Source organism: Pseudonocardia sp. Cha107L01 (assembly GCF_052566575.1).
Window position 1 is genome coordinate 3,448,579 of record NZ_CP199579.1, and the last position, 21,366, is coordinate 3,469,944.

General features: G+C 69.5%; 17 protein-coding genes. 14 read left to right on the top strand and 3 right to left on the bottom strand.

Translation table 11 applies throughout. From position 1 onward, the window contains the following. Window positions 1–52 precede the first annotated feature (52 nt). From ACTXG6_RS16340 to ACTXG6_RS16380, 9 genes are all read left to right on the top strand, one after another. Window positions 53–1,288 (top strand): MlaD family protein, encoded by a 1,236-nt coding sequence (locus ACTXG6_RS16340; RefSeq protein WP_445188654.1) that lies wholly within the window; start codon window positions 53–55, stop codon window positions 1,286–1,288. Continuing rightward, window positions 1,285–2,742, top strand: a complete 1,458-nt coding sequence (locus tag ACTXG6_RS16345; protein WP_445188655.1) for an MlaD family protein — start codon at window positions 1,285–1,287, stop codon at window positions 2,740–2,742. The genes ACTXG6_RS16340 and ACTXG6_RS16345 overlap by 4 nt, the downstream gene beginning before the upstream one ends. Window positions 2,743–2,744: 2 nt before the next feature. Then, window positions 2,745–4,007, top strand: a complete 1,263-nt coding sequence (locus ACTXG6_RS16350; protein WP_445188656.1) for an MlaD family protein — start codon at window positions 2,745–2,747, stop codon at window positions 4,005–4,007. Window positions 4,008–4,010: 3 nt separating this feature from the next. Beyond that, the gene (locus tag ACTXG6_RS16355; protein WP_445188657.1) at window positions 4,011–5,447 is read left to right on the top strand and encodes an MlaD family protein; all 1,437 of its coding nucleotides are present in this window, start codon (window positions 4,011–4,013) and stop codon (window positions 5,445–5,447) included. Continuing rightward, window positions 5,444–6,760: an MlaD family protein gene (locus ACTXG6_RS16360; protein ID WP_445188658.1), complete on the top strand. Its 1,317-nt coding sequence runs from the start codon at window positions 5,444–5,446 to the stop codon at window positions 6,758–6,760. The genes ACTXG6_RS16355 and ACTXG6_RS16360 overlap by 4 nt, the downstream gene beginning before the upstream one ends. Continuing rightward, on the top strand, window positions 6,757–8,061 hold the full coding sequence (locus ACTXG6_RS16365) for an MlaD family protein (protein ID WP_445188659.1): 1,305 nt from the start codon (window positions 6,757–6,759) through the stop codon (window positions 8,059–8,061). Before ACTXG6_RS16360 ends, ACTXG6_RS16365 begins: the two co-directional genes overlap by 4 nt. Continuing rightward, window positions 8,058–10,460: an RND transporter gene (locus ACTXG6_RS16370; RefSeq protein ID WP_445188660.1), complete on the top strand. Its 2,403-nt coding sequence runs from the start codon at window positions 8,058–8,060 to the stop codon at window positions 10,458–10,460. The genes ACTXG6_RS16365 and ACTXG6_RS16370 overlap by 4 nt, the downstream gene beginning before the upstream one ends. Beyond that, window positions 10,457–11,557 carry a peptidylprolyl isomerase gene (locus tag ACTXG6_RS16375; RefSeq protein ID WP_445188661.1) on the top strand — a complete coding sequence of 367 codons (1,101 nt, stop codon included), beginning with the start codon at window positions 10,457–10,459 and terminating at the stop codon, window positions 11,555–11,557. The genes ACTXG6_RS16370 and ACTXG6_RS16375 overlap by 4 nt, the downstream gene beginning before the upstream one ends. A gap of 116 nt (window positions 11,558–11,673) precedes the next feature. Continuing rightward, window positions 11,674–11,970: a hypothetical protein gene (locus ACTXG6_RS16380; protein WP_445188662.1), complete on the top strand. Its 297-nt coding sequence runs from the start codon at window positions 11,674–11,676 to the stop codon at window positions 11,968–11,970. A 106-nt stretch (window positions 11,971–12,076) separates the two neighbouring features. Here the strand turns inward: ACTXG6_RS16380 and ACTXG6_RS16385 are convergent, their stop codons facing one another. Next, window positions 12,077–12,883 (bottom strand): IclR family transcriptional regulator, encoded by an 807-nt coding sequence (locus tag ACTXG6_RS16385; protein ID WP_445188663.1) that lies wholly within the window; start codon window positions 12,881–12,883, stop codon window positions 12,077–12,079. A 78-nt stretch (window positions 12,884–12,961) separates the two neighbouring features. On the opposite strand from ACTXG6_RS16385, the gene ACTXG6_RS16390 reads away from it, so the two are divergent. From ACTXG6_RS16390 to ACTXG6_RS16410, 5 genes are read left to right on the top strand one after another with little or no spacing between them, the layout of a single operon-like run. Next, window positions 12,962–14,572, top strand: a complete 1,611-nt coding sequence (locus ACTXG6_RS16390) for an ABC transporter substrate-binding protein (RefSeq protein ID WP_445188664.1) — start codon at window positions 12,962–12,964, stop codon at window positions 14,570–14,572. Between the two features lie 7 nt (window positions 14,573–14,579). Beyond that, window positions 14,580–15,614, top strand: a complete 1,035-nt coding sequence (locus tag ACTXG6_RS16395; RefSeq protein WP_445188665.1) for an ABC transporter permease — start codon at window positions 14,580–14,582, stop codon at window positions 15,612–15,614. Then, a complete protein-coding gene (locus tag ACTXG6_RS16400) occupies window positions 15,611–16,441 on the top strand; it encodes an ABC transporter permease (protein ID WP_445188666.1) in 831 nt (276 codons plus the stop codon). The genes ACTXG6_RS16395 and ACTXG6_RS16400 overlap by 4 nt, the downstream gene beginning before the upstream one ends. Window position 16,442: 1 nt before the next feature. Continuing rightward, window positions 16,443–18,230, top strand: a complete 1,788-nt coding sequence (locus ACTXG6_RS16405; RefSeq protein ID WP_445188667.1) for an ABC transporter ATP-binding protein — start codon at window positions 16,443–16,445, stop codon at window positions 18,228–18,230. Between the two features lie 51 nt (window positions 18,231–18,281). Beyond that, window positions 18,282–18,698 (top strand): TetR-like C-terminal domain-containing protein, encoded by a 417-nt coding sequence (locus ACTXG6_RS16410; protein WP_445190025.1) that lies wholly within the window; start codon window positions 18,282–18,284, stop codon window positions 18,696–18,698. Here ACTXG6_RS16410 and ACTXG6_RS16415 read toward each other — a convergent pair. After that, window positions 18,673–20,085, bottom strand: coding sequence for an MFS transporter (locus tag ACTXG6_RS16415; RefSeq protein WP_445188668.1), 1,413 nt, complete (start codon window positions 20,083–20,085; stop codon window positions 18,673–18,675). The two genes, ACTXG6_RS16410 and ACTXG6_RS16415, sit on opposite strands and share 26 nt — an antisense overlap. Continuing rightward, window positions 20,082–21,308 carry an MFS transporter gene (locus ACTXG6_RS16420; protein WP_445188669.1) on the bottom strand — a complete coding sequence of 409 codons (1,227 nt, stop codon included), beginning with the start codon at window positions 21,306–21,308 and terminating at the stop codon, window positions 20,082–20,084. Before ACTXG6_RS16420 ends, ACTXG6_RS16415 begins: the two co-directional genes overlap by 4 nt. Window positions 21,309–21,366 lie beyond the last annotated feature (58 nt).

Consider the following 21,366-nt stretch of genomic DNA (forward strand, 5'->3'; position numbering starts at 1 on the left):
CCGTCCCTCGGAGGATGCGTGAACGTGAACGTCTACCAGTGGCTCGGCCCAGATGAGTAGGAAGTTGCTCGGATTCGCGCTCGTCGCGGTCGTGGCGCTCGCCGTGGTTGCTGGGTTCGCCGTGAGCAAACTGCGTCAGGGCGATCAACTCATCGCGGTGCTGCCCAACGCGATCGGAATCGTGGAGGGTACGCCGGTCCAGCTCGATGGATTCGATGTGGGCCAGGTCACCGGGATCACCACCAAGAATAACAAGGCGATCTTGTCACTGGTGGTGGACAAGTTGCCCGAGCCGCTGCGCACCGGAACCACGGTGACCGTCGAATGGCGTTCCCTTCTCGGTGAGCGTTATGTACAGCTCCAGCCCGGCCCGACGACAAACCCCGTTCTGCCCAACGGGGCAATGATCGAGGCGGGCTCATCGCAGGTGGTCGTGGAAGACCTGCTGCAGGCGTTGGACCCGCCGACCCGCGCGCACCTGACCTCGTTCGTGCAGCAGCTCAACACGGTGATGGCCGGTCACCAGGGGGACTTCAACCAGACGCTCCAGGCCGCCGGCCCGTCGGTGCAGGCGCTCGGTGCGGTGCTCAACGCGGTCGGCTCGGACGGGCAGGCGATCAAGACCGTACTGGCCAACCTGCACCAGGTCAGCGCAGTGCTCGCGGCGCGGCGCGGCGGCCTGTCCTCGACGGTGCTGGATCTGAACCGGCTGACCAGCACGGCGGCGGTGCATCAGCAGCAGCTCAGCGATGGCTTGACGCAGCTGCCCGCGACCCTGGACTCGGCGAAGAAGGCACTGGACAAGGTGCCAGCGGCCACCGATGCGACCGTACCGCTGCTCCACGACCTTCGGCCGGCGGCGGACCGGTTGCCTGACGTGGCGCACAACCTGAGCCCGGTGCTGCGGGACCTGCAGCCCAGTCTGAAACTGCTGGGGCCGACTCTGGACGCGGCGGACCGGTTGTTGGACAGGACGCCAGACTTCCTGGACGAGGCCACCGACACGCTGCCCCAGCTGCGAAAGACCGTCGAGGGCGCGGGCCCGGCGCTGGCGTTCCTGCGGCCCTACACCCCGGAGATCATGGGCTTCGTCTCCAACTGGGGAAACTTCTTCTCCACCTACGACTCGGTCGGTCACTTCGCCTCGCCGATGGTGGTGACGGGTAAGACCGCACTGGACAACAACCCGAACGTGACCATTCCGGGCGAGAGGGCCAGGGCTCAGATGTCGCCCGGTCAGCTGGTCGATCAGCCTTGGACCGATGCGGACGGGAGTGGTCCCCGGTGACTACCCACATGGTGACAACGGTCCGCCGCCGCTGGGTTCCGGTACTCGCCGCCCTCGTCGTGCTCGCCCTGCTCGGCTGGCTGGCGACGGTGTACCTGCGCGACGACTCGCAGGCGAGCGTCACCGCGGTTTTCGTCGACTCGAGCCCGCTGGTGCCCGGCAACAAGGTGCAGCTCAACGGCGTCGAAGTGGGCACGATCAGCACCATCACACTGGTCAACGGCCAGGCGCACGTGCGGATGTCGCTGGACCGCTCGGTGCTTCCGCTGCACACCGACGCCACCGCCAAGATCCAGCCGGTGAGCCTGTTGGGGGAGCGGTTCATCGCACTGGGTCAGGGCTCGCCGTCCGCGCCGGTGCTGCCGGAACCGTTGGTGATACCGGTGACCCGGACCGGTTCATCGGTGGACCTCGACCAGCTGCTCAACACGCTGAACGACCCGACGTCGACGGCATTGGCCGCCATGGTGACCACCCTGGGTGAGGGCCTGGCCGGGCAAGGGGACAAGGCCGCGCAGGCGTTCAAGGCGCTCGCCCCGACCCTGCACCAGACCGACCGGCTGTCCACCCTGTTGGATCAGCAGAACGTGGTGCTGGACCACCTCATCGTCTCGGCGCAGCGCAACGCCACCGCGTTCGCGCAACCGCTGGACTCCCTGGTGACCGGCGCACAGCAGACACTCGGCGTGGTAGCGGCCAACCGACAGGCGATGAACGACACTCTGGTCGAGCTGCCCGGCACGCTGACCAGCGCACGGCGGACGCTGACCCAGCTGGGCAACACCGCGGACAACACCACGGACGTGCTATCCGGTATCCGGCCGTTGAGCGACAACCTGGTGCAGACAAGCCAGGAACTGAACGACTTCGCCGACTCGGCCCGCCCGGCCCTGCGTTCGTTGCCCGACCTGCTGGACAGGGTCAACCACATGCTGGACGAGGCCCGGCCGGTGGTGGACGACCTGGGCCCGGCGGCCAGCGACCTGAGCAGCGTGAGTGGATCGGTGCGCACCCTCAATGACCAGCTGTTCACCCACGCGCCCGGCGTACCCAGCGAGCTGGAGAATGTCATGACGGGGGCAGCCAACTGGGCGATGGCGACGAGCGGGTACGACGGGCTCTCCCACTACTTCCGCGCGGCGGTGGTCGTCACCCCGACGACGCTGGCGAACACCGGGCTGGGCACGCTGCCACCGATCGGCAGGCAGAACCCGGTCAACCCGGTCCCGAGGAACCCCAACGGACCGGATGTGCCCGGTTCCAAGGCACTGCCCATGATGCCGGCGTTGCCCAACCCCGACGGCGCGGACAACAGCAGCTACTCCACACCCAAGGACGCGCCCACGACAGCGCCGAAGGGCGCGGGCCAGCCGACGGATCCGCCCAGCGCCTCAGGACTGACCCCGACACAAGAGGGTGACATGTTCGATCAACTGCTGGGCGGGGGTAACTGAGGATGGCGCCCACCAAGGGCTCGGCCCGCCGTTTCCTGAGCGGACTCGGAACTCTCGCGGTGATGCTGGTGATCGGCTACGTGGCCTTCACCGCCAATCAGGGCCGGCTGCCCGGTACCCCGGTGACGACCGTACGGGCGGCCTTCGCTGACGTCGGCCAGTTGCAGGCCGGGTCCGAGGTTCGGCAGAACGGGATCACCATCGGCCAGGTCTCGGCGGTAGCGCTGGTGAACGGCCGGCCGGTTGTGACGATGGACGTGCACGGCGGGGTGTCGATGTACCGGGACGGCTATGCGGGCATCTGGGACCAGTCCGCGCTGGCCCAGAAGTTCGTCGAGCTGCGCGCCGGTGACCCCGCCAGCGGGCCGCTCGGCGATGGGACGCTGCCGGTGAGCCAGACCGAGTCCACCCACGACCTGGTCCAGGTGCTCGATGTCTTCGACCCCCCGACCAGGGCCGCGTTGGGCGACGCGCTACGCCAGCTGGGCGGTGGGCTGGCCGGTTACGGTCCCGGTCTGCACGGCTTCATCGGCACGGCGCCCGGCGTGCTGAGTGACGTGGGCCAGCTCAGCACGACGTTGGTCTCGGACCGAACGGACCTGCCGGGTCTCCTCCACACGTCGGACCGCTTGTCGAGCCGGTTCACCGGGCGCGAGTACCAATGGACCGAGCTGTTGCACCAGACCGATGAGACCCTCCGTGCGCTCGATGTGGACAACGGCCAGCCGCTGGGCGACACGGTGACCAAACTGCCCGGCACGCTGCGGGCAGTTCGCACCGCGTTGGATGACGCCGACCAGCCACTGACCGACCTCGCCTCGGCGGCCGGCGACCTACGGTCCGGAGCGCGCTCGCTCGGCCGCGCGACGCCGGACGTGCGCGGCGTGTTTCGCGAGGCGCACGCCCCGCTGGACCGGATCCCCGGCGTGTCCGATGACGCCAAGCCCGCCGTGGCCGACCTGAGCCGCACGTTCTCCGACGCCCAGTCGCTGACTCCGAAACTGGCTGACGCCTTGTCCTCGGTGGCTCCGCCGCTGAAGGTACTGGCGCCTTACGCGCCCGACTTGGGGACATTCGCGTTCGACCTCAGCAACCTGATCGTGAATCACGACGGATGGGAGCACCGGCTGCGCATCATGGCCGGCGCCCCGAGCCTTCCGACGCTGCTGGTCAACCAACTGAAGGACACGAACAACCCATACCCGACTCCCGGTCAGGCCATTCGGGATCGGGATCCCAACGGCGGCGAAATTCCGGGACGGTAGACCGTGCACACACCGAGCATTCTCATTCGCCGCCCCGTGCTGTCCGGTCTGGGCATGCTCGCGATCGCGGGCCTCGCCACCTTCCTGCTGTTCGACAAGTCGGCGATCCTCACCGCGCTGAGTCCTGGCGAGACACTGACTGTGCAGTTGGCCAGGGACTACAAGGTTGAGCCGTACGCCTCGGTGGTGAAGATCGCGGGCACGAAGGTTGGCGTCGTGCAGAGCATCGAGTCGAGCACGGACGACCCTTCGGACGGCCCGATCCGGATGCGGCTCAAGTTGCACAACGGTACCCGCGCCCTGCTGGGCACCGACCCCAGTGCCGAGATCCGGCCAACCACTGTGCTCGGTGGCACGTACTACGTGCAGCTCTATCCGGGCGGCAACAAGGGTGAGGCCGGCTCGGACACGATCCCGGTGCAGCGCACCAAGTTGCCGGTGGAGCTGGACCGGCTGCTCTCGGCGATCCCGCCGGATGCGCAGGATGGGCTGCGAGGCATGACGGAGCGGTTGGACAGCACCTTCAAGGCCGGCGTTGGCGGGCCGCTGAACCAGTTGTTGGTCGATGCCCCCGACACGCTGCGCCCGACCGGCGCGGTGGCGGACGCATTGCGCGGGGTCAACAGGGACACCGACCTGGCAACCATGGTGACGAACCTGAACACCGCGGCGCGGGTGCTGTCCGCGAAGCCCGGTCAGCTGAGCGCCGTGGTGGACTCGCTGGCCCGGACCTCGGCGGTGCTCGGCGCGAACGCGGGGCCGATAGATCAGACGCTCGCCACCCTGCCAGCCACGTTGGAGGCGACCCGGAACGGCGCCGACGACCTCTCGGTCACGCTGGACGAGTTGACCGACACCGCGCACGACGCCCGGCGCACGGTCAAGGCCCTGGATCCGCTGCTGCGCAAGCTGGAGCCGACGTTGGTCGACCTGCGCCCGGTGCTCGCCGACCTGCACCCGCTCCTGAAGGATGCCAAGCCGCTGGTCGGTGAGCTGGTACCGACTGTCAGTGCGGCCACCGATGTGCTCTCCGACCTCGACGGGCCGGTGCTGAAGCGGGTCAACGGCCCGATCCTGAACACGATCAACAGCGAATGGCACGGCTTGGCACCCAAGTACCCGCAGGGCGGTGGCGACGGCAACACGTTCTACCAGGAGCTGGGCTACATGTTCGCGCACATCGACGCCGGCGTGCAGTACCAGAGCGCCACCGCACACCTGCTCGGTTTCCAGCCGGGCGCCGGCAGCACCTCCGTCGAGGGCACCGGAGCCACCGGACAGCAGCTGCAGGACTTCTTGTCGGAGATGTACGGGCCGCCGCACCAGAAGGCACCCACGCCGATCGGGCCCGCGCTGCCGCGGGGCATCCCGCTGCCCGATCCCGGTCTGTCCGCACCGCCCCTGGCTGTCCCCGGGCTGCTCGAAGGAGCGCACAAATGAGCGCAATGCAGCGAAAGACGCTGGGTGCGCGGTGGCAGCGCCTGCGCACTGTGCCGGGCCTCGGTCGCGACGTCTCGGCGATGATCACGCTAGTGATCATCGGTGTGGTAGCGGCCGGGATCATTCTGGCCCAGATGAACCTGACCCCTCCCTGGGCGGAGCGGTTCACGTTCAAGATCGAGCTGGCCGATGCGGTCGGGGTGAGCCCCGGCAACTCCCAGGAGGTGCGCATCGCCGGGGTCAGGGTTGGGCAGATCGTGGCGAGCGCGCCCACCGACCACAACACCTCGTCGGTCACCCTGTCCATCGAGCCGGGACACCCGATCTACGACAATGCCCGCGCGGTGCTGCGATCGGTCAACCCCCTGAACCAGATGTACGTCACGCTCAATCCCGGCGGCCCGCCCGGCCACCTGCTCCCGGAGAGCGGCGTCCTGCCGGTAACTCAGACATCCCGTCCGATCCAACTCGACGAGGTGTTCAGCAAGTTCGACGACCGCAGCCGGGCAGCGCTCACGCAGCTACTGGCCGAGTCGGACAACGCTCTGGTCAACGCGCCGCAGACGCTGCCGGTGGACCTGAAGGCCGCGGACAGCTCGCTGTTGACGTTGAGGCCGGTGGTGCAGCGCCTGCAAACTCGCAGCGACAACATCCGCAAGCTGATCGGGGCGCTGTCCCAGGTCTCCTCCGCGCTGGGCGGCAACGATGCCCGGCTGACCAGCCTGGTGGACTCCACCCAACAGACCCTTGACGTGCTCGCTGCGCGGGACACCGATCTGGGCAACTCACTCCAACAGCTGCCGGGCACCACCGACGCGCTGCGCCATGCGCTCAGGAGCACCTCGGCGCTGACCCACCAGCTGAACCCCACACTCCGCGACATCCGCGCGGCGTCGGACAAGCTGCCTGACGCGCTGTCCTCACTGACCGACATGGTCGGGCCGCTGCACGACACCGTGGACGCGGCCCGTGACGTGGTGTCCAAAGCCCGGCCGCTGGTGTCCGACCTCCGCCCGATCGTCGGGGATCTACATGACTCGTTCGACGACCTGCGCCCGGTGGCCGGCTGTCTCGACGATGTGACCTCCAAGGTCGCGCCTTGGATATACGACCTGGGGGGTTTCGTCTACAACACCAACTCCCTGTTCAGCGTCACCGATCCCAACGGCGGGTGGGGACGCGGTCACGCCACCGTGGCACTGAACAGCCCGACCGGCACCCTGCGGCCCGGGGAGAAGGACACGAACACCTATCAACAGGGTGGTAGTCCGCTGGGTCCCTACCCGGCAATGGGAAGCGGTGACTGCCGGTGAACGTGCCCCGGATCTCCAGCTCGGTGTTCCGCACCGCGACACTGGTTGCGTTCGCGGTGGCCTGCGTGACGTTCGCCGGCTATCTCTACGCCCAGGCCGGTGGGACACTGCCCGGCTTCAACCGGACCTCCGGCTACACCGTCTCGTTCGACGTGGACCAGGTGGCCAACCTCGTCACCTACGCCGACGTCCAGCAGGCCGGCGTCCCGGTGGGCAAGGTGGACGCGCTGAACCGAGTTTCCCCTGATCGTGTCCGGGTCGTGCTGACACTGGAGCCGGTGGCCACCCCGATACACCAGGGCGCGACCGTGCAGATCAGCGAGAAGTCGCTGGCAGGGCAGCCGAATGTGGTTCTCGTCGACGGCACCGGCCCCGCCGTCCCGGACGGCACGGTGCTACCGGCCTCCTCGGTCAAGCCGTCGGTGCAGCTGCGCGACGTGCTGGCCAGCCTGGACAAGCCGACCCGGGACGCTCTCGGCGGCGTGGTGCGCTCGCTCGGCCAGTCCACCGACGGCCGCCAGACGGACGTGTCCTCGCTCGCCGAAGGGCTGGCCGACATCGGTGGCAACGGCGCCACCGCGCTGGACGCCATCGCCGGCCAGTCCGGCGACCTGGAACAGATCTCGCGGCAGCTCAACCAGATCTTCGACTCGCTGGACACCGGCCAGGGGCAGATCGCCCAACTGGTCTCCAGCGCCGACCGGCTCAGCGCCGCCACCGCCGGCCAGCGACCGGCGCTCGAGGCGACCGTCCGCAAGCTGCCCGGTGTGTTGGACAGCGCGACCACCGCCAGCGGCGGGATCTCACAGCTTTCCGGAGCGCTGTCCCCGGTGGCGGCCGACCTACGCCGCGCGGCGCCCGATCTCAATGATGCGTTGAACCGGCTACCCGAAAGCAGCGCCGATCTGCGTGACCTGCTGCCGACCCTGCATTCGGTGCTGGGCCACGCCCCGGCCACGCTGGACAAGGTGCCGGACTTCGGGTCCGAGGCTCGGGATTTCATCCCCCCGACCGTCTCATTGCTGCGGGACCTGAATCCGGCGCTGCGTTACCTGCGGCCGTACGGGTTGGACATTTCGCAGATCTTCACAGACTTCGGCGCGGCGTATCACCACTACGGCGAGGACGGCGGCTCCTACATCTATCTGAGGCCGTTCTTCACGACGGGCTCGGTTCGGCCCGATCCGATCAAGTACCCGGCCTTCCTGCAACCGTCCAACCCGTACCCGGCTCCGGGTGGGCTGAGGAACCTGAAGCCGTTTACCGGCCAGTACCCGAGGGTGGAGCGGGACGGCGGATGACAGCACCGCGAAAGCGAGCCCTGGCCACACGGCTGGCTGCACGCGCTTCCGGGCAGGTACTGAAAGTTGGCCGTGTCTTCCGCCCGACCCGGCGGGGCGCGGCGCTGGCGGTACTGATCGGGTTGCTCGCCGGTGGCCTCGTCGGTGGGCTGTTGCGGGTGCGGGTGGACACGGGCGCCGAGTCGTTCCTGCCGGCGAACGACCCGACGCTGGCCGCGGTCGAACAGAAGGCCCGGGACTTCGGCGGTGACCCGGTGATCGTATTGTTGCGGTTCTCGGCGTCCCGGGAGTTCCTCACCGATCACAATCAGCTGTTCGCGCTGCTCAAGACCGAGGGGCAGCTGGCCAAGTTGCCGGACGTGGCGACCGTGTACGGGCCGGCGACAGTGCTCAACCAACTCGCCGGCGCGGGCCAGGATTTCCTGGCCCAGATCGCTGGTACCCGCGACGGGATCCGCCAGGCGGCACAGCAGGCCGCCCAGAACGCAGGCAAGCCGTTGGCCGAGGTGACGGCTGCCGGCGCTGCCGCGGTAGCCCAGTTCGACCTGCGCTACGCGCCGCTGATGGTGCGTGGACTGCCGGTCGGGCTGCCCACCCTGAGCAACTCCCGGTTCGGTGCCGCGGTGATCTTCGGCCCGGACGGGCAGGCCAAGCCGGAGTGGCGGTTCATCGTGCCGAGGCCGGACACGGTGGCCGTTCTGGTTCGCCCGCGCGAGGATCTTGATCAGCGCGGCACGGCCGGGTTGGTGCAGGCGATCCGTGCCACGGTGGCCGGAGCCGGGCTGAACACCAGCGCGGTGACGGTCAGCGGGGTGCCGGTGGTGACCGAGGAGCTGACCGAGGAGATCGGTAAGGAGGGCCCGCTGATCGGCGCCCTGGTCGCGCTGGTGGTTCTGTTGCGCTTCCTGCTGGTTCCGGCACCGGGTGGGCAGTCGTGGCGGGAGTCACGGCGCGGCTGGTTGGTGGTGCGGCTGCGGCCGTTGCTGGCCTCTTTGCTGGGCGGTGCGGCGACCCTGGCGTTGTTCGGGTGGCTGGGTCATCCGCTGTCGTTCGTGGCTGTGCTGCTACTGCCGCTGCTTCTCGGTGTGGGCAGCTCGTTCCCGCTGTACCTGGCCACCGTGCCGAATCGGTGGCGGGTGGTTGTCATGTCGGCGGCCAGCGCGGCGGCCTTCCTGGCACTCGGGCTCGCACCGCTGCCATTCGTGCGTGACCTCGGCTACGCGCTGGCCGCGGGCATCCTGCTGACCGTCGGCGCGGGAGTACTGCTGGGCGCCCGCCCGACCTCTCCCGCCGCGCCGTCCACGGCGGTCCCGGCGACGCCGCCGCGCGGGCGCGGGGGGCTGTTCCGGATGGCTGCGCTCACCGCGGCGGCCGCCGTCGCCCTACTGGGCTGGGCGGTGCTGCCCAGGCTGTCGGTACAGGCGGACCCGGTGGCGCTGGCCAACGGACTGCCCGCATTGCGGGACGCAAAGTCGGTCGAGTCGGTGCTGGGCGCTTCAGGTGAGATCGGCGTCGAGCTGACCGGCCCGGACGTGGTGAGCCCAACCGCGCTGGCCTGGGCGCGCGGCGCGCGGGGCGCGCTCGCGGCCCGGCATGGCGATCAGTTGCGGCCGGTCGTCAGCTCGGCGAGCCTGCTGTCGTTCCTCGGGCCCTCGCCCACGCCGGCACAGGTCTCCTCGGCATTGCAGCTGCTGCCGCCCTACCTGAGCTCCGCGGTGATCCGGCCGGATCACCGCGTCTCCGTGCTCGTCTACGGTCTTCGGCTGCAGGACATGAGCGCGCAGCAACGTCTGCTGGCCGACGTGCGGGCAACGTTGCCGCCGCCGCCTGCCGGCTACCGGGTGGACGTGGTCGGTCTGCCGGTCGCCGCCGCACGTGGCTACCAGCTGTTGTTGGACGACAGGTACCCGGCGAACTTGGTGGGTATCGCTGTGGCCGGCCTGGTGCTGCTGCTCGGTCTGCGCCGGCGGACTGACGCCGGGCGGGCGGTGGCGGCGGCCGCGCTTGCCACCGGTTGGGGGTTGGCCGCGCTCTGGGCGTTGGGTATGCAGTTGAGCCCGCTCACGGTGGCGCTCGGCTCCCTGATTACCGTCACCGGTTGCGAGTTCGTGGTGCTGCTGACCGAGGCCGAACGGCATGCGCACCGCTGGCTGCGCCGCAGCGTCCTGTATGCCTGCGGGACATCGGTCCTCGGCTACCTCGTGCTGGTCACGTCGAAGCTGTGGCTGGTGCGCGAGTTCGGTGTGGTCCTCGCGGTCGCGGTGGTGCTGTCCTACCTGGCTGCTCGCCTGGTGGTGTGGCTCCGCCCACCGACCGCGCCGCTCGGAGGTGGTTCACCGGGCGGTGGTGCTGACGGGGCGTTGGATCGCTGGCCGGTAGCTGTGGAGGTGAACGCGTGAGAACACTTGTCACGAGGTTGTGGACCCGGCTGGTCGGACTGATTGGTTCGCTCGGAGCCTGGGTGCGCCGGCACCCGGTGATCCCCGCACACCGCCTGACTCAGGTCGCGGGACTCGCGCTGTTGGTGTTGCTGGCGATCGGCTCGGGCACCACCCTCATGCTGGACCGGATCGAGGCGATACCGGCGGGCGCGGCCTTCCGAGTTGATGGGACGCTGGTCACCGAGTCGCAGCTCTCGGACCGGGTCAAGCTGCTCGGCGCACTTTACGGGGTCACCCCGCCGACCGACCCAGCCAAGCTCGACCAGTTCCGCCGCGACAGCGCCAAGGCCGTGGTGGTCAGCGATGTGCTCGCCGACGCCTCGCGGGCCAAGGGCATCGTGATCGCCGACAAGACAGCCAACGACCAGCTGACCCAGCTGATCGAGACCACCTTCCCGCAGGGCCGCGACGTTTTCCTGCGGAAGCTGGCCGGAGTCGGGGTTACCCAGGAGGCAGTGCTGGGCGAGGTCAAGGCTCAGCTCGCCAACGCGCGGCTCTACGACCAGGTCACCAACGGCGTGCCGGTACCCACCGATCAGGACGTCGAGCACGCCTACCAGCAGCACAAGGCCGAGATGGCTGTGCCGGAGAAACGACACCTGCGCAACATCGTGGTCGCCGGCCAGGACCAAGCCACCCGGATCCGCGCCCAGCTCGCCGGTGGTGCCGATTTCGGCGCCGTCGCCGGGCAGTCGTCGATGGATGACAGCACCAAGGGCAAGGGTGGGGACCTGGGCACCGTGACCCGTGACCAACTGGACAAGAACTACGGTGACGCCGCCTTCACCGCCGCGCCGAACTCGGTGTTCGGCCCGGTGCAGACCCAGAACGGCTGGAACGTAGGCCAGGTGCTGGAGGTGACCCCAGCCGTTCCGCTGTCCCTCGGACAGGTCCGCGAGCAGTTGCGCGCGAGCGTGCTCGACCAGCGCAAGACGGACGCGTGGGACACCTGGCTGTCCGGGCAGCTGCGCACCGCACACGCGCGCTACGCCGACGCGTACCGCCCGGCGGACCCGGACTCGGCCACACCGGGACCGAACGCCGGCTCGTCATAGTCGGGGACCGATGAGCATGGTGTTGGGACTCGCCGTGGTGATGGCAATCGACTCGCTACTTCACTGAATCGCCGCTGCCGCATCAAGCTACTACCGGGTAGTATTTCGGTTCCTGGGTGCCCGGAGGCGATATGACGTTGGTGGTTGGCGCTCTCGTCCTGGCGTTGCTCATCCTTGAACGGCAGCTCATCACGACGACCGCGATGCTGTTCATCCTGGTCCTGCTGATCCCGTCGCTCGTGGTCGACCTGCTGATCCTGTTCGGTCCCGGCAACGACCAGCACCGCGACCCGATGAGCCAATACCGGTCGCGGCCGGGCCGACGCATTGCTCGGAGCCGTCCGGCACGGGGACGGCGGGCGGCCGGGCCGTTGCCCCACCTCCGGAGGCTTCGGCACGGCAACGATCAATGACGTCGCCCGGATCGGTCCGCCGGGACGGCCTGGTCAGACCCGTCGTTGTCAGCTGATAGATCAGTAACCCGGGCTTCTCCCGCCTGGCCCGTTGACCCCGCTCTGCTCAGGCCACGACCGGGGCGCCGGGCCAGCCCGCGCCCCGGTGCGCCGCGCTGACCCGGCCGGCGGCCCGGACGACGACGGCCCCCAGCTCGGCGAACAGGCCCTCGTGCACCCGGTCGTGCGGACCCCAGATGCTGAGCACCGCGAGCGGCCGTCGGGCGTGGTCGAGCACCGGCGCCGACACCCCGTACAGCGATGACTCGAGCTCGCCGGCGCAGATGCCGTAGCCGCGGGCCCTGGTCGCGGCGAGCTCGGCCGCCAGCGCCTCGGGATCGATGATGGTGGTGGCGGTGAAGGACCGCAGCTCGCCGCCGAGCACCCGGCGGGCCTGGTCGGCGGGCAGGAACGCGAGCATGGCCTTGCCGGTCGACGTCGCGTGCACCGGTACGAAGCGACCCAGCCAGCTGGCGGTCAGCACGGCGGTCGGCGTCACCTCGTCCACGTAACAGAGACCGCCGATGCCGGCCACAGCCAGCGCGGCGGTCTCCCCGGTCTCGCGGCAGGTCCGCTCCAGCTCGGGGTGGGCCGCGGCGATCAGCGCGTCGGGCCCGGCCCCGTTGCCGAGCTCTACCGTCGTCAATCCGATGGAGTACCGCCCGGTCGCCTCGTCCAGGGCCACCAGCCCCCGGGCCTGCAGCGTCTTGAGCAGCCGCCAGGCCGTTGCCCGGTTCAGCCCGCAGGCCCGGGCCAGTGCGGGGGCACTCGAGGTCTCGGGTGACGCAGCGGCCACCGCCTGCAGCAGGTCGACCGCGCGGTCCACCGACTGGATCCGAACGGAGGCAGCGGGCAGATGGTTACGTGCAGTCATTGCGCAACCTCCCAGTCACCCTATTGACGATCCGATCTGGCGTGTCTAGGTTCACATTGTTCCAAAGGAGTTCGCATCGTGCGACAACCACCACACTCCGGATACCCCCGCATTCAGGTGACCTCACGGCCGTCGCGCCGCGACGTGCTGCGGTTCGGCATGGCCGCCGCCGCCGGTTTCGCCGGGCTGACCAGCCTGTCGGCCTGCGCCGCTGTACCCGGCAAGCCGGATCCGAACAAGCCCCAGGTACGTGGTGGCAGCTACAGCCACGGGGCCACCGGCGGCGGTCTCAAGGACACCCTGGACCCGCACTTCCCGGTGACCAACCCGGACATCGCCCGTTGCCTGCAGCTCTACGAGCCGCTGCTGCGCTGGAACGCCAACTACGAGATCGAACCGTCCATCGCCGAGTCGATCACCCCGTCCCCGGACACCACACAATGGACGATCCGGCTTCGCGAGGGGGTGGAGTTCCACCACGGCAAGACCGTGACGGCCGAGGACGTGATGCACACCCTGGCTGTCGTCACCGACCCGAAGAAGACCGGGTCCGGCGGCACCGAGCTCGCCTCCATCCTCGAGTTGAAGAACTCGAAGATCGTCGATCCGAGGACGATCCTGCTGCAGCTCAACGCCCCGTACGCGGTGATCGACCAGCTACTCGCCGAGTACACGGTCGGGGTCATCCCCACCGACTTCGACGTCCACAAACCGGTCGGCACCGGCCCGTTCTCCTTCCGCCGCTTCGTGCCCGGCCAGCTCTCCCAGTTCGCCCGGTTCGACAACTACTGGGACGGCCCGGCCTGGGTAGACGAGCTGGTCATCTACGACTTCGCCGACGACGCCGCGAAGGTCAACGCGCTGCTCGCCGGCCAGGTGCAGAGCATCGACAACCTGCCCAACTACCTGGCCGGCACGATCGAGCAGCAGGGCGCCTCGCCGCTGGTCTCCGAGTCCGGCGCGTGGGTGCCGTTCACCATGCGGGTCGACGTGGCGCCGTTCTCCGACGTCCGGGTGCGCCAGGCGCTGCGCCTGGTCGTGGACCGGCAGCAGATGATCGACCAGGCGCTCAACGGCTTCGGCATCCTCGGCAACGACATGTACTCCCCGTTCGACCCGGCCTACGCCCGCGACATGCCGCAGCGCATCCAGGACATCGACCAGGCCAGGTCACTGCTGGCCCAGGCGGGCCACGCCGATCTCGACGTCGAGCTGGTCACCTCCACCGCGGTCGGCGCCGGCGCGGTCGAGTCCGCCAACCTGTTCGTCGAGCAGGCCCGCCGGGCCGGGATCACGGTCCGGCTGAACAAGGCCGACGCCAACGTCTTCTACGGCGACCGGTACCTGAGCTGGAACTTCGCCCAGGACTTCTGGAACACCCGGAACTACCTGCCGCAGGTCGCCACCTCCTCGGTGAAGTCCGGGACCTACAACGAGACCCACTGGGACGACCCCGCGTTCAACGCGTTGATCGACCGGGCCCGCCGGGAACCGGACCCGACCAGGCGCAACCAGCTGCTGCACGACGCGCAGGAGATCGAGTACCACACCGGCGGCTACATCATCTGGGGCTTCAAGCGCCAGCTCGACGCCTACTCGAACCTCGTGCAGGGTTTGACGCCGCACCGCTACCTGCCGTGCTCCGCCTTCGGGTTCAAGCACGCCTCCTTCGTCACGCCCCCAACGTGAGGCAACCATGACCGATCTGGCGACCACGGCCCCCGGCACCGAGGCGGCCACTCCGGCGCGCCCGAACCCGGCCGGCTCGGCGTGGCTCAAGTGGCTGGCCCGGCGGCTCGGCCTGGCCGTGCTGACGCTGTGGCTCTGCTCGGTGCTGGTGTTCTTCGCCACCGCCGCGCTCGGTGACCCGGTGCGCGCGATCCTCGGCAAGGACTACGCCACGAGCCCGGAGCGGGTGGCCGCGCTGACCGCCCAGCTCAAGCTCGACGAGCCGGTGATCACCCGCTACTTCCAATGGCTGGGCGGGCTGTTCACCGGCAACCTCGGGGAGTCGGTGGCCAACGGGCTGCCGGTCGGCTCGCTGGTCGGGGACCGGATCGTCAACTCGGCGGTGCTGGTGCTCGTGTCGGCGTTGGTGATGATCCCGATCGCGTTCGGCATCGCGTTGGTCTCAGCCAACTTCCGGGGCAAGCGGACCGACAGCGTCATCCAGATCATCATGATCACCGCGGCAGGGCTGCCCGAGTTCGTGGTCGGCATCCTGCTGGTCGCGATCTTCTCCACCACCCTGCTGCACGTGCTGCCCGCCGTCACCATCGCCGGCGGCGGCGCCCCGCCGTGGTCCAAACCGGCGTCCATGATCCTGCCCGTGGCCACCCTGGTAATCGCGGTCGCGCCGTACGTGGCCCGGATCGTGCGGTCCAGTCTGCTCGAGGTGCTCGACAGCGACTACGTCGAGCTGGCCCGGCTCAAGGGCGTCCCGGAGCGGGTGGTGCTGCGCAAGCACGCGCTGCTGAACGCGATCGTCCCCGGCATCCAGGTGATCGCGCTGCAGCTGGCCTGGCTGGCCGGGGGTGTGGTCATCGTGGAGTACCTGTTCTCCTACCCGGGAATCGGGGCGAGCCTGGTCGACTCGGTGCGCAACAGCGACTTCCCGATGGTGCAGGTGCTGGCCATGACGATCGCGGGTGTCTACGTGGTGGTGAACCTGATCGCGGACGTGCTGTCCATCCTGTTCACCCCGCGAGCAAGGACGGCGATCGCGTCATGAGCATGTTGACCACCGCGAACCTGCGCCGGATCGGCAGCCAGCGCCGGCTGGTCACCGGGCTCGTGATCACCGTGGTGATCGCCCTGATGGCCATCGTCGGGCCCTGGTTGGCCCCGCACGGCGAGAACGACATCGTCGGCAAGCCGTTCACCCACGAGGGCTCCTGGCTGGGCACCGACTACCTCGGCCAGGACGTGTGGAGCCGGCTGCTGGACGGCGGCGGTTCGATCCTGCTGATCTCGGTGCTGGCCACGCTGCTCGGCATGGTCGTCGGGATCATGATCGGCGTGGTGGCCGCGTACATCGGCGGCTGGCTGGACGAGACGATCATGCGGCTGAACGACGTGGCGCTGGCCTTCCCGCAGATCCTGCTCGCGCTGCTCGTGCTGACCGCCGTCGACCAGCCGTCCTGGTGGATGATCGTGCTGCTGGTCGGCATCTCGCACGCCCCCCGGGTGGCGCGGGTGTCCCGGGGCGTGGCGCTGGGCATCGTGTCCCGCGACTACGTCACCTCGGCCGAGGCGCTGGGGGAGAGCCGGCTGCGGGTAATCCTGGCCGAGGTGCTGCCGAACATGAACGCGCCGCTGCTGGCCGAGGCCGGGCTGCGGCTGACCTACTCGATCGGCATGGTCGCCGGCATCGGATTCCTCGGCTTCGCCACCAACCCCGGCGCGGCCGACTGGGGCCAGATGATCAACGAGAACCGGCTGGCGCTGCTGGTGCAGCCGTGGGGCGTGCTGGCGCCGGTGATCGTGATCGGCATCTTCACCGTCGGCACCAACCTGATGGCCGACGGCATCGCGCAGCTCGCCGGCCGGGGAGACTGACATGACGCTGACCGACGAGAACGTAGAGGCCGGCTGCACGGTCTCGGGCCTGCGGGTCGCGCTCACCGGCCGGGGGCTCGACGTCGTCGACGAGATCAACCTCGAGCTGCGGCCGGGCGAGGTGGTCGGGTTGGTGGGCGAGTCCGGGTCCGGCAAGACCACCGCCGGCACCGCGCTGCTGGCGTACGCCCGGCGCGGGGCGTTCATCGAGCGCGGCACGGTGGCGTTCGAGGGCACCGACGTGCTCGCGCTGCCCTGGGAGCAGATGCGCGAGATCCGCGGCATGAAGATCGCCTACGTGCCGCAGGACCCCGGCGCCGCACTGAACCCGGCGATCCGGATCGGCCGCCAGATCGTCGAGCTGCTCGAGCTGCACGGCATCGGCACCGCCGAGGAGCGCCTGGCCAAGGCGCGGGCGGGGCTGCTCGAGGTGGGCCTGCCCGACGACGACGAGTTCCTGGCCCGCTACCCGCACCAGCTCTCCGGCGGCCAGGTGCAGCGGGTGGCGCTGGCCATGGCGTTCCTGCCCCGGCCCAAGGTGCTGGTGCTGGACGAACCCACCACCGGCCTCGACGTGACCACCCAGGGCATGGTGCTGCAGACCGTCGGTGAGCTGTGCCGCAGCCACCGGGTGGCGGCGCTGTACGTCACCCACGACCTGGCCGTGGTGGCCACCATCGCCGACCGGGTCGCGGTCATGTACGCCGGGCGGATCATCGAGCTCGGGCCGCGCGACGCGATGTTCCGCCACCCCGCGCACCCCTACACGCGGGCGCTGCTGGACGCGATCCCGCACCTGTCCAGGGCCAGGGCGCTGACCGGCATCCCGGGCCGCACGCCAGGGCCGGGCCGCCGCCCCTCCGGGTGCCGCTTCAACGACCGCTGCGAGTACGTCGAGGACCGCTGCCGGGAGAGCGAGCCGCCCGACGTCCAGGTGGGCCCGGACCACACGGCGAAGTGCCTGCGGGTCGGCGAGATCGGCAGTTGGGACATCAACCGGGGCAACACGAACGACACCGACCCGGCGACCACCCGGGACATCATCCTGTCCGTCGAGGACCTGCGGGTGTTCTACGGGCACAAGGAGGTGGTGCACGGGGTCAGCTTCGACGTGGCCAAGGCCGAGGTGGTCGCGCTGGTCGGCGAGTCCGGCAGCGGCAAGACCACCATCTCGCGCTGCGTCGGCGGGCTGCACAAGCAGTGGACCGGCGAGCTGACCTTCGAAGGCCGCCCACTCGGCAAGGGCTCGCGGTCCCGAGTCAGCGAGGACCGCAAGCGGATCCAGTACATCTTTCAGAACCCGTACCTGTCGCTGAACCCGAGGCTGACCATCCAGCAGATCGTCTCGCGGCCGATGGAGCTGTTCGGCCTGGCCAAGGGCAGTCAGGCCCGGGACCGGGTGGTCGAGCTGCTGGAGGCCGTGGCGCTCGGGCCGACCGTGCTCAACCTGCAGACCAACCGGCTGTCCGGGGGCGAGCGGCAGCGGGTGGCCATCGCCAGGGCACTGGCGGCCGAGCCAGACCTGCTGGTCTGCGACGAGATCACCTCGGCGCTGGACGTCTCGGTGCAGGGCTCGATCGTGGCGCTGCTGGAGAACCTGCGGAAGACCCGGGGGATCAGCATGCTGTTCGTGACGCACAACCTGGCACTGGTCCGCTCGATCGCGGCCCGGGTACAGGTGCTCAACGCCGGCGAGCTCGTCGAGTCGGGATTCGTCGTCGAGGTGCTGGACACGCCGAAACACGAGTACACCAAGCGGCTGCTGAGCAACTCGCCGACGGTCGCCTGAGGTCCGAACCAGCGCTGTCGGTGAGGCGGCTGGCGTTCCCCAATCTTGACCATGCATGTCGCGCTGGACAGCTTCTTCACCCGGACACGCGACACCATCGCCGTCGATCCGGACGCGTCCCTCGCCGACTCGCTGACCGTGCAGCTGCAGGCCCTGTGCGCGCTGTTCCGGGACACCGCCTCGGGGCGGCTGATGCGGGAGCTGGCCGCATTCGCGCAGAACGATCCGGACGTACGCGACGCCCTGGAGGAGCACTGGCTGCGGCCCCGCCGCGCGGTGGCGATGCGCCTGGTGACCGAGGCCGCCGAGCGCGGTGAGCTGCGCGCGGACATCGACGTGGAGGCGGTGGTGGACCAGCTGTTCGCGCCGGTCTACCACCGCCTGCTGTTCGGGCATGCTCCGCTGCGCGAGGGGCTGGCCGCGGCCCTGGTCGGGCAGCTGCTCACCGGCTTGCGTCCGAGGAACTGAGCTTGGGGCGCGCGCGGCTGACGTGGTCGCCAGCATTCGGGGGGAGCCGCAGTGTCTCGACCACGCAGAGCAGCATGCAGGCCGCCAGGATGAAGAACGCCACCTGGTAGGCGCCGGTGCCCGAGGTGCCGGCGACCGGAACGCCGATGCGCAGCGCGAGCGCCCCGGCCGCCACCCCGAGGCCGGCCGCGAGCTGCTGCGTGGTGGAGGCCAGGGTATTGGCCGATCTGACCTCCGCGCGGTCGATGTCGGCGAACTGGATGGTGTTGTAGGCGGTGAAGCCGGTGGACCGGAAGACGCCGCTCACGCACAGCACCAGCAGGATCAGCCACAGCGGCGTGTGCGCGGTGATCAGTCCGCAGGCCACCAGGCTGGCGATGGTCCCGGCCACGCTGGCCAGCAGCGGGCCGCGGAACCCGAACCGGCGCATGAGCGGTGTGGTGAACGGCTTGATGCCGATGTTGCCGACGAACACGGCGACCACGACCAGCCCGGCACGGATCGGGCTCCAGCCGAACGCGTCCTGGAACAGCAGTGGCAGGAGGAACGGGACCGCGGTGATCATCGCGCGGAACACCGAGCCGCCGAAGGTGGACACCCGGTAGGTGCGTACCCGCAGGGTTCGCAGGTCCATCAGGGGGTGCGGGCTGCGCAACAGCTGCCAGATAGCCAGCACCCCGGCGGCCAGGCCGATGCCCAGCGCGACGGACACGGCCGCCCAGTTGATGTGCGCGTCCCCGACGTACTGGGTGCCGGCCACCAGCCCGGCCATGCTGATTCCGGTCAGCAGGAAGCCCAGCCAGTCCAGCGCGGATTGGTCGGTAGCGCGGTCGCTGGGCACCATCCGGGCGGCGAGCACCCCGGCGATCACGCCCAGCGGGATGTTCACCACGAAGATCCAGCGCCAGGACGCGTAGGCGACGACGAGGCCGCCGAGGGCCGGCGCGAGCACCGGGGCGATCAGGCCGGGCCAGGTCAGGTAGGCGATCGCCCTGACCAGGTCTCGCTTGTCGGTGGTGCGCAGCACGGCCAGCCGGCCGACCGGCACCATCATCGCGCCGCCGAGTCCCTGCAACACCCGCATCCCGATGAGCATCGGCAGGCTGGTGCTCAGGGCGCACAGTCCGGACGCGACGGTGAAGATCACGATCGCCGAGCCGAACACCGCGCGGGTGCCGAACCGACCGGCCAGCCAGCCACTCGCCGGGATGCCGACCGCGAGTGTGATCAGGTAGGCCGTCATCGTGGTGGAGATGGCAGGCGACGGCACACCGAACGAGGCCGCCATCCTGGGGGCAGCCGTAGCGATGATGGTGCCGTCCAGGTTCTCCATGAAGAACGTGCCGGCGACCAGCAGCGCGAGGCCGCGCCCGGGCCAGTTGTTCACGACTCCGTAGTTTCCGGGTCCGTCGACCTCGGCGCGCGCAGCGCGGCCCAGGCCCAGATGCCCAGGCCGATCAGCGGCAGGGCCGCGCCGAAAACGCACAGCGCCAGCCAGCCGAAGCGGTCGTACAGCAGGCCGGACACGGCCGAGGCGATCGCGCCGCTGACGAAGATGGTCGTCATGTACACGGTGTTGATTCTCGCCCGTGCGTTCGCCCGCAGTCCGTAGATCTCCCGCTGGCCGAACACCTGGTGGCCCTGCACGGCGAGGTCCAGCAGCACCCCGGCGAGGGCGAGCACAACCAGGTTGCCCACTCCGAAACCGGCCAGCAGCATCGCGCCGACCGCGAGGGCGATGGCGATACCGCTGCCGGACCGGCCCAGACCGCGGTCACCCAGCCAGCCGGCCACCGGAGCGGCGGCGGCACCGGCCGCGCCGACCAGCGCGAAGATGCCGATGCCGGTCTGGCTCAGTCCGTGCCGGCTGATCAGCTCGAAGGAGACCGACGTCCAGAACGAGCTGAACGCGCCGAACAGCAGCGCCTGGCAGGCCGCCCGGCGGCGCAGTACCGGCTCCTCGCGGACCAGCCGCAGGGTCGACGCCAGCAACTGGGGATAGGTGCTGGTGTGGTCAGGCTTCCAGCGCGGAAGCATCCGCACCAGCAGGATCGACACGCCCAGCATCAGCACGCCGGAGATCACGTAGATGGCCCGCCAACCCCAGACCGCCGCGACCAGGCTGGCCACGGTGCGGGCCAGCATGATGCCCAGCAGCAGCCCGGTCATCACGGTGCCGACGACGCGCCCGCGCTGGGCCTCCGGCGCGAGGTGGGCGGCGAGCGGGATGAGGATCTGCGCGACGACCGAGGTCACCCCGATGAGCACGGACATGGCGAGGAACAGCCCGAAGTTCGGCACCACGGCCGCCGCGCCCAGCGCGACCGCGGTCACCAGGAGGGTGCGCGCGGCGAGCGCCCGGTTTTCCAGCAGGTCACCGACGGGCAGCAGCACAAGCACGCCGAGGGCGTAACCGAACTGGGTGACCGTCACCACGAGCGCCGCGCTGCCCTGGCTGACCTTGAACGTCGTGGCGATCGGCGCGAGCAGGGGCTGCGCGTAGTAGATGTTGGCGACGGCCAGGCCACATGCTATGGCCAGGACCAGGATCACCCCGCGCAGGCCTCGCTGACCGAGAGCCGGATGTGCCTCGGTTGCCAGGGCGTCCACGTGATTTTCTCCTACCCAACGACGAGCCGATTAATGAACGACGCGTTCAGTATATGGC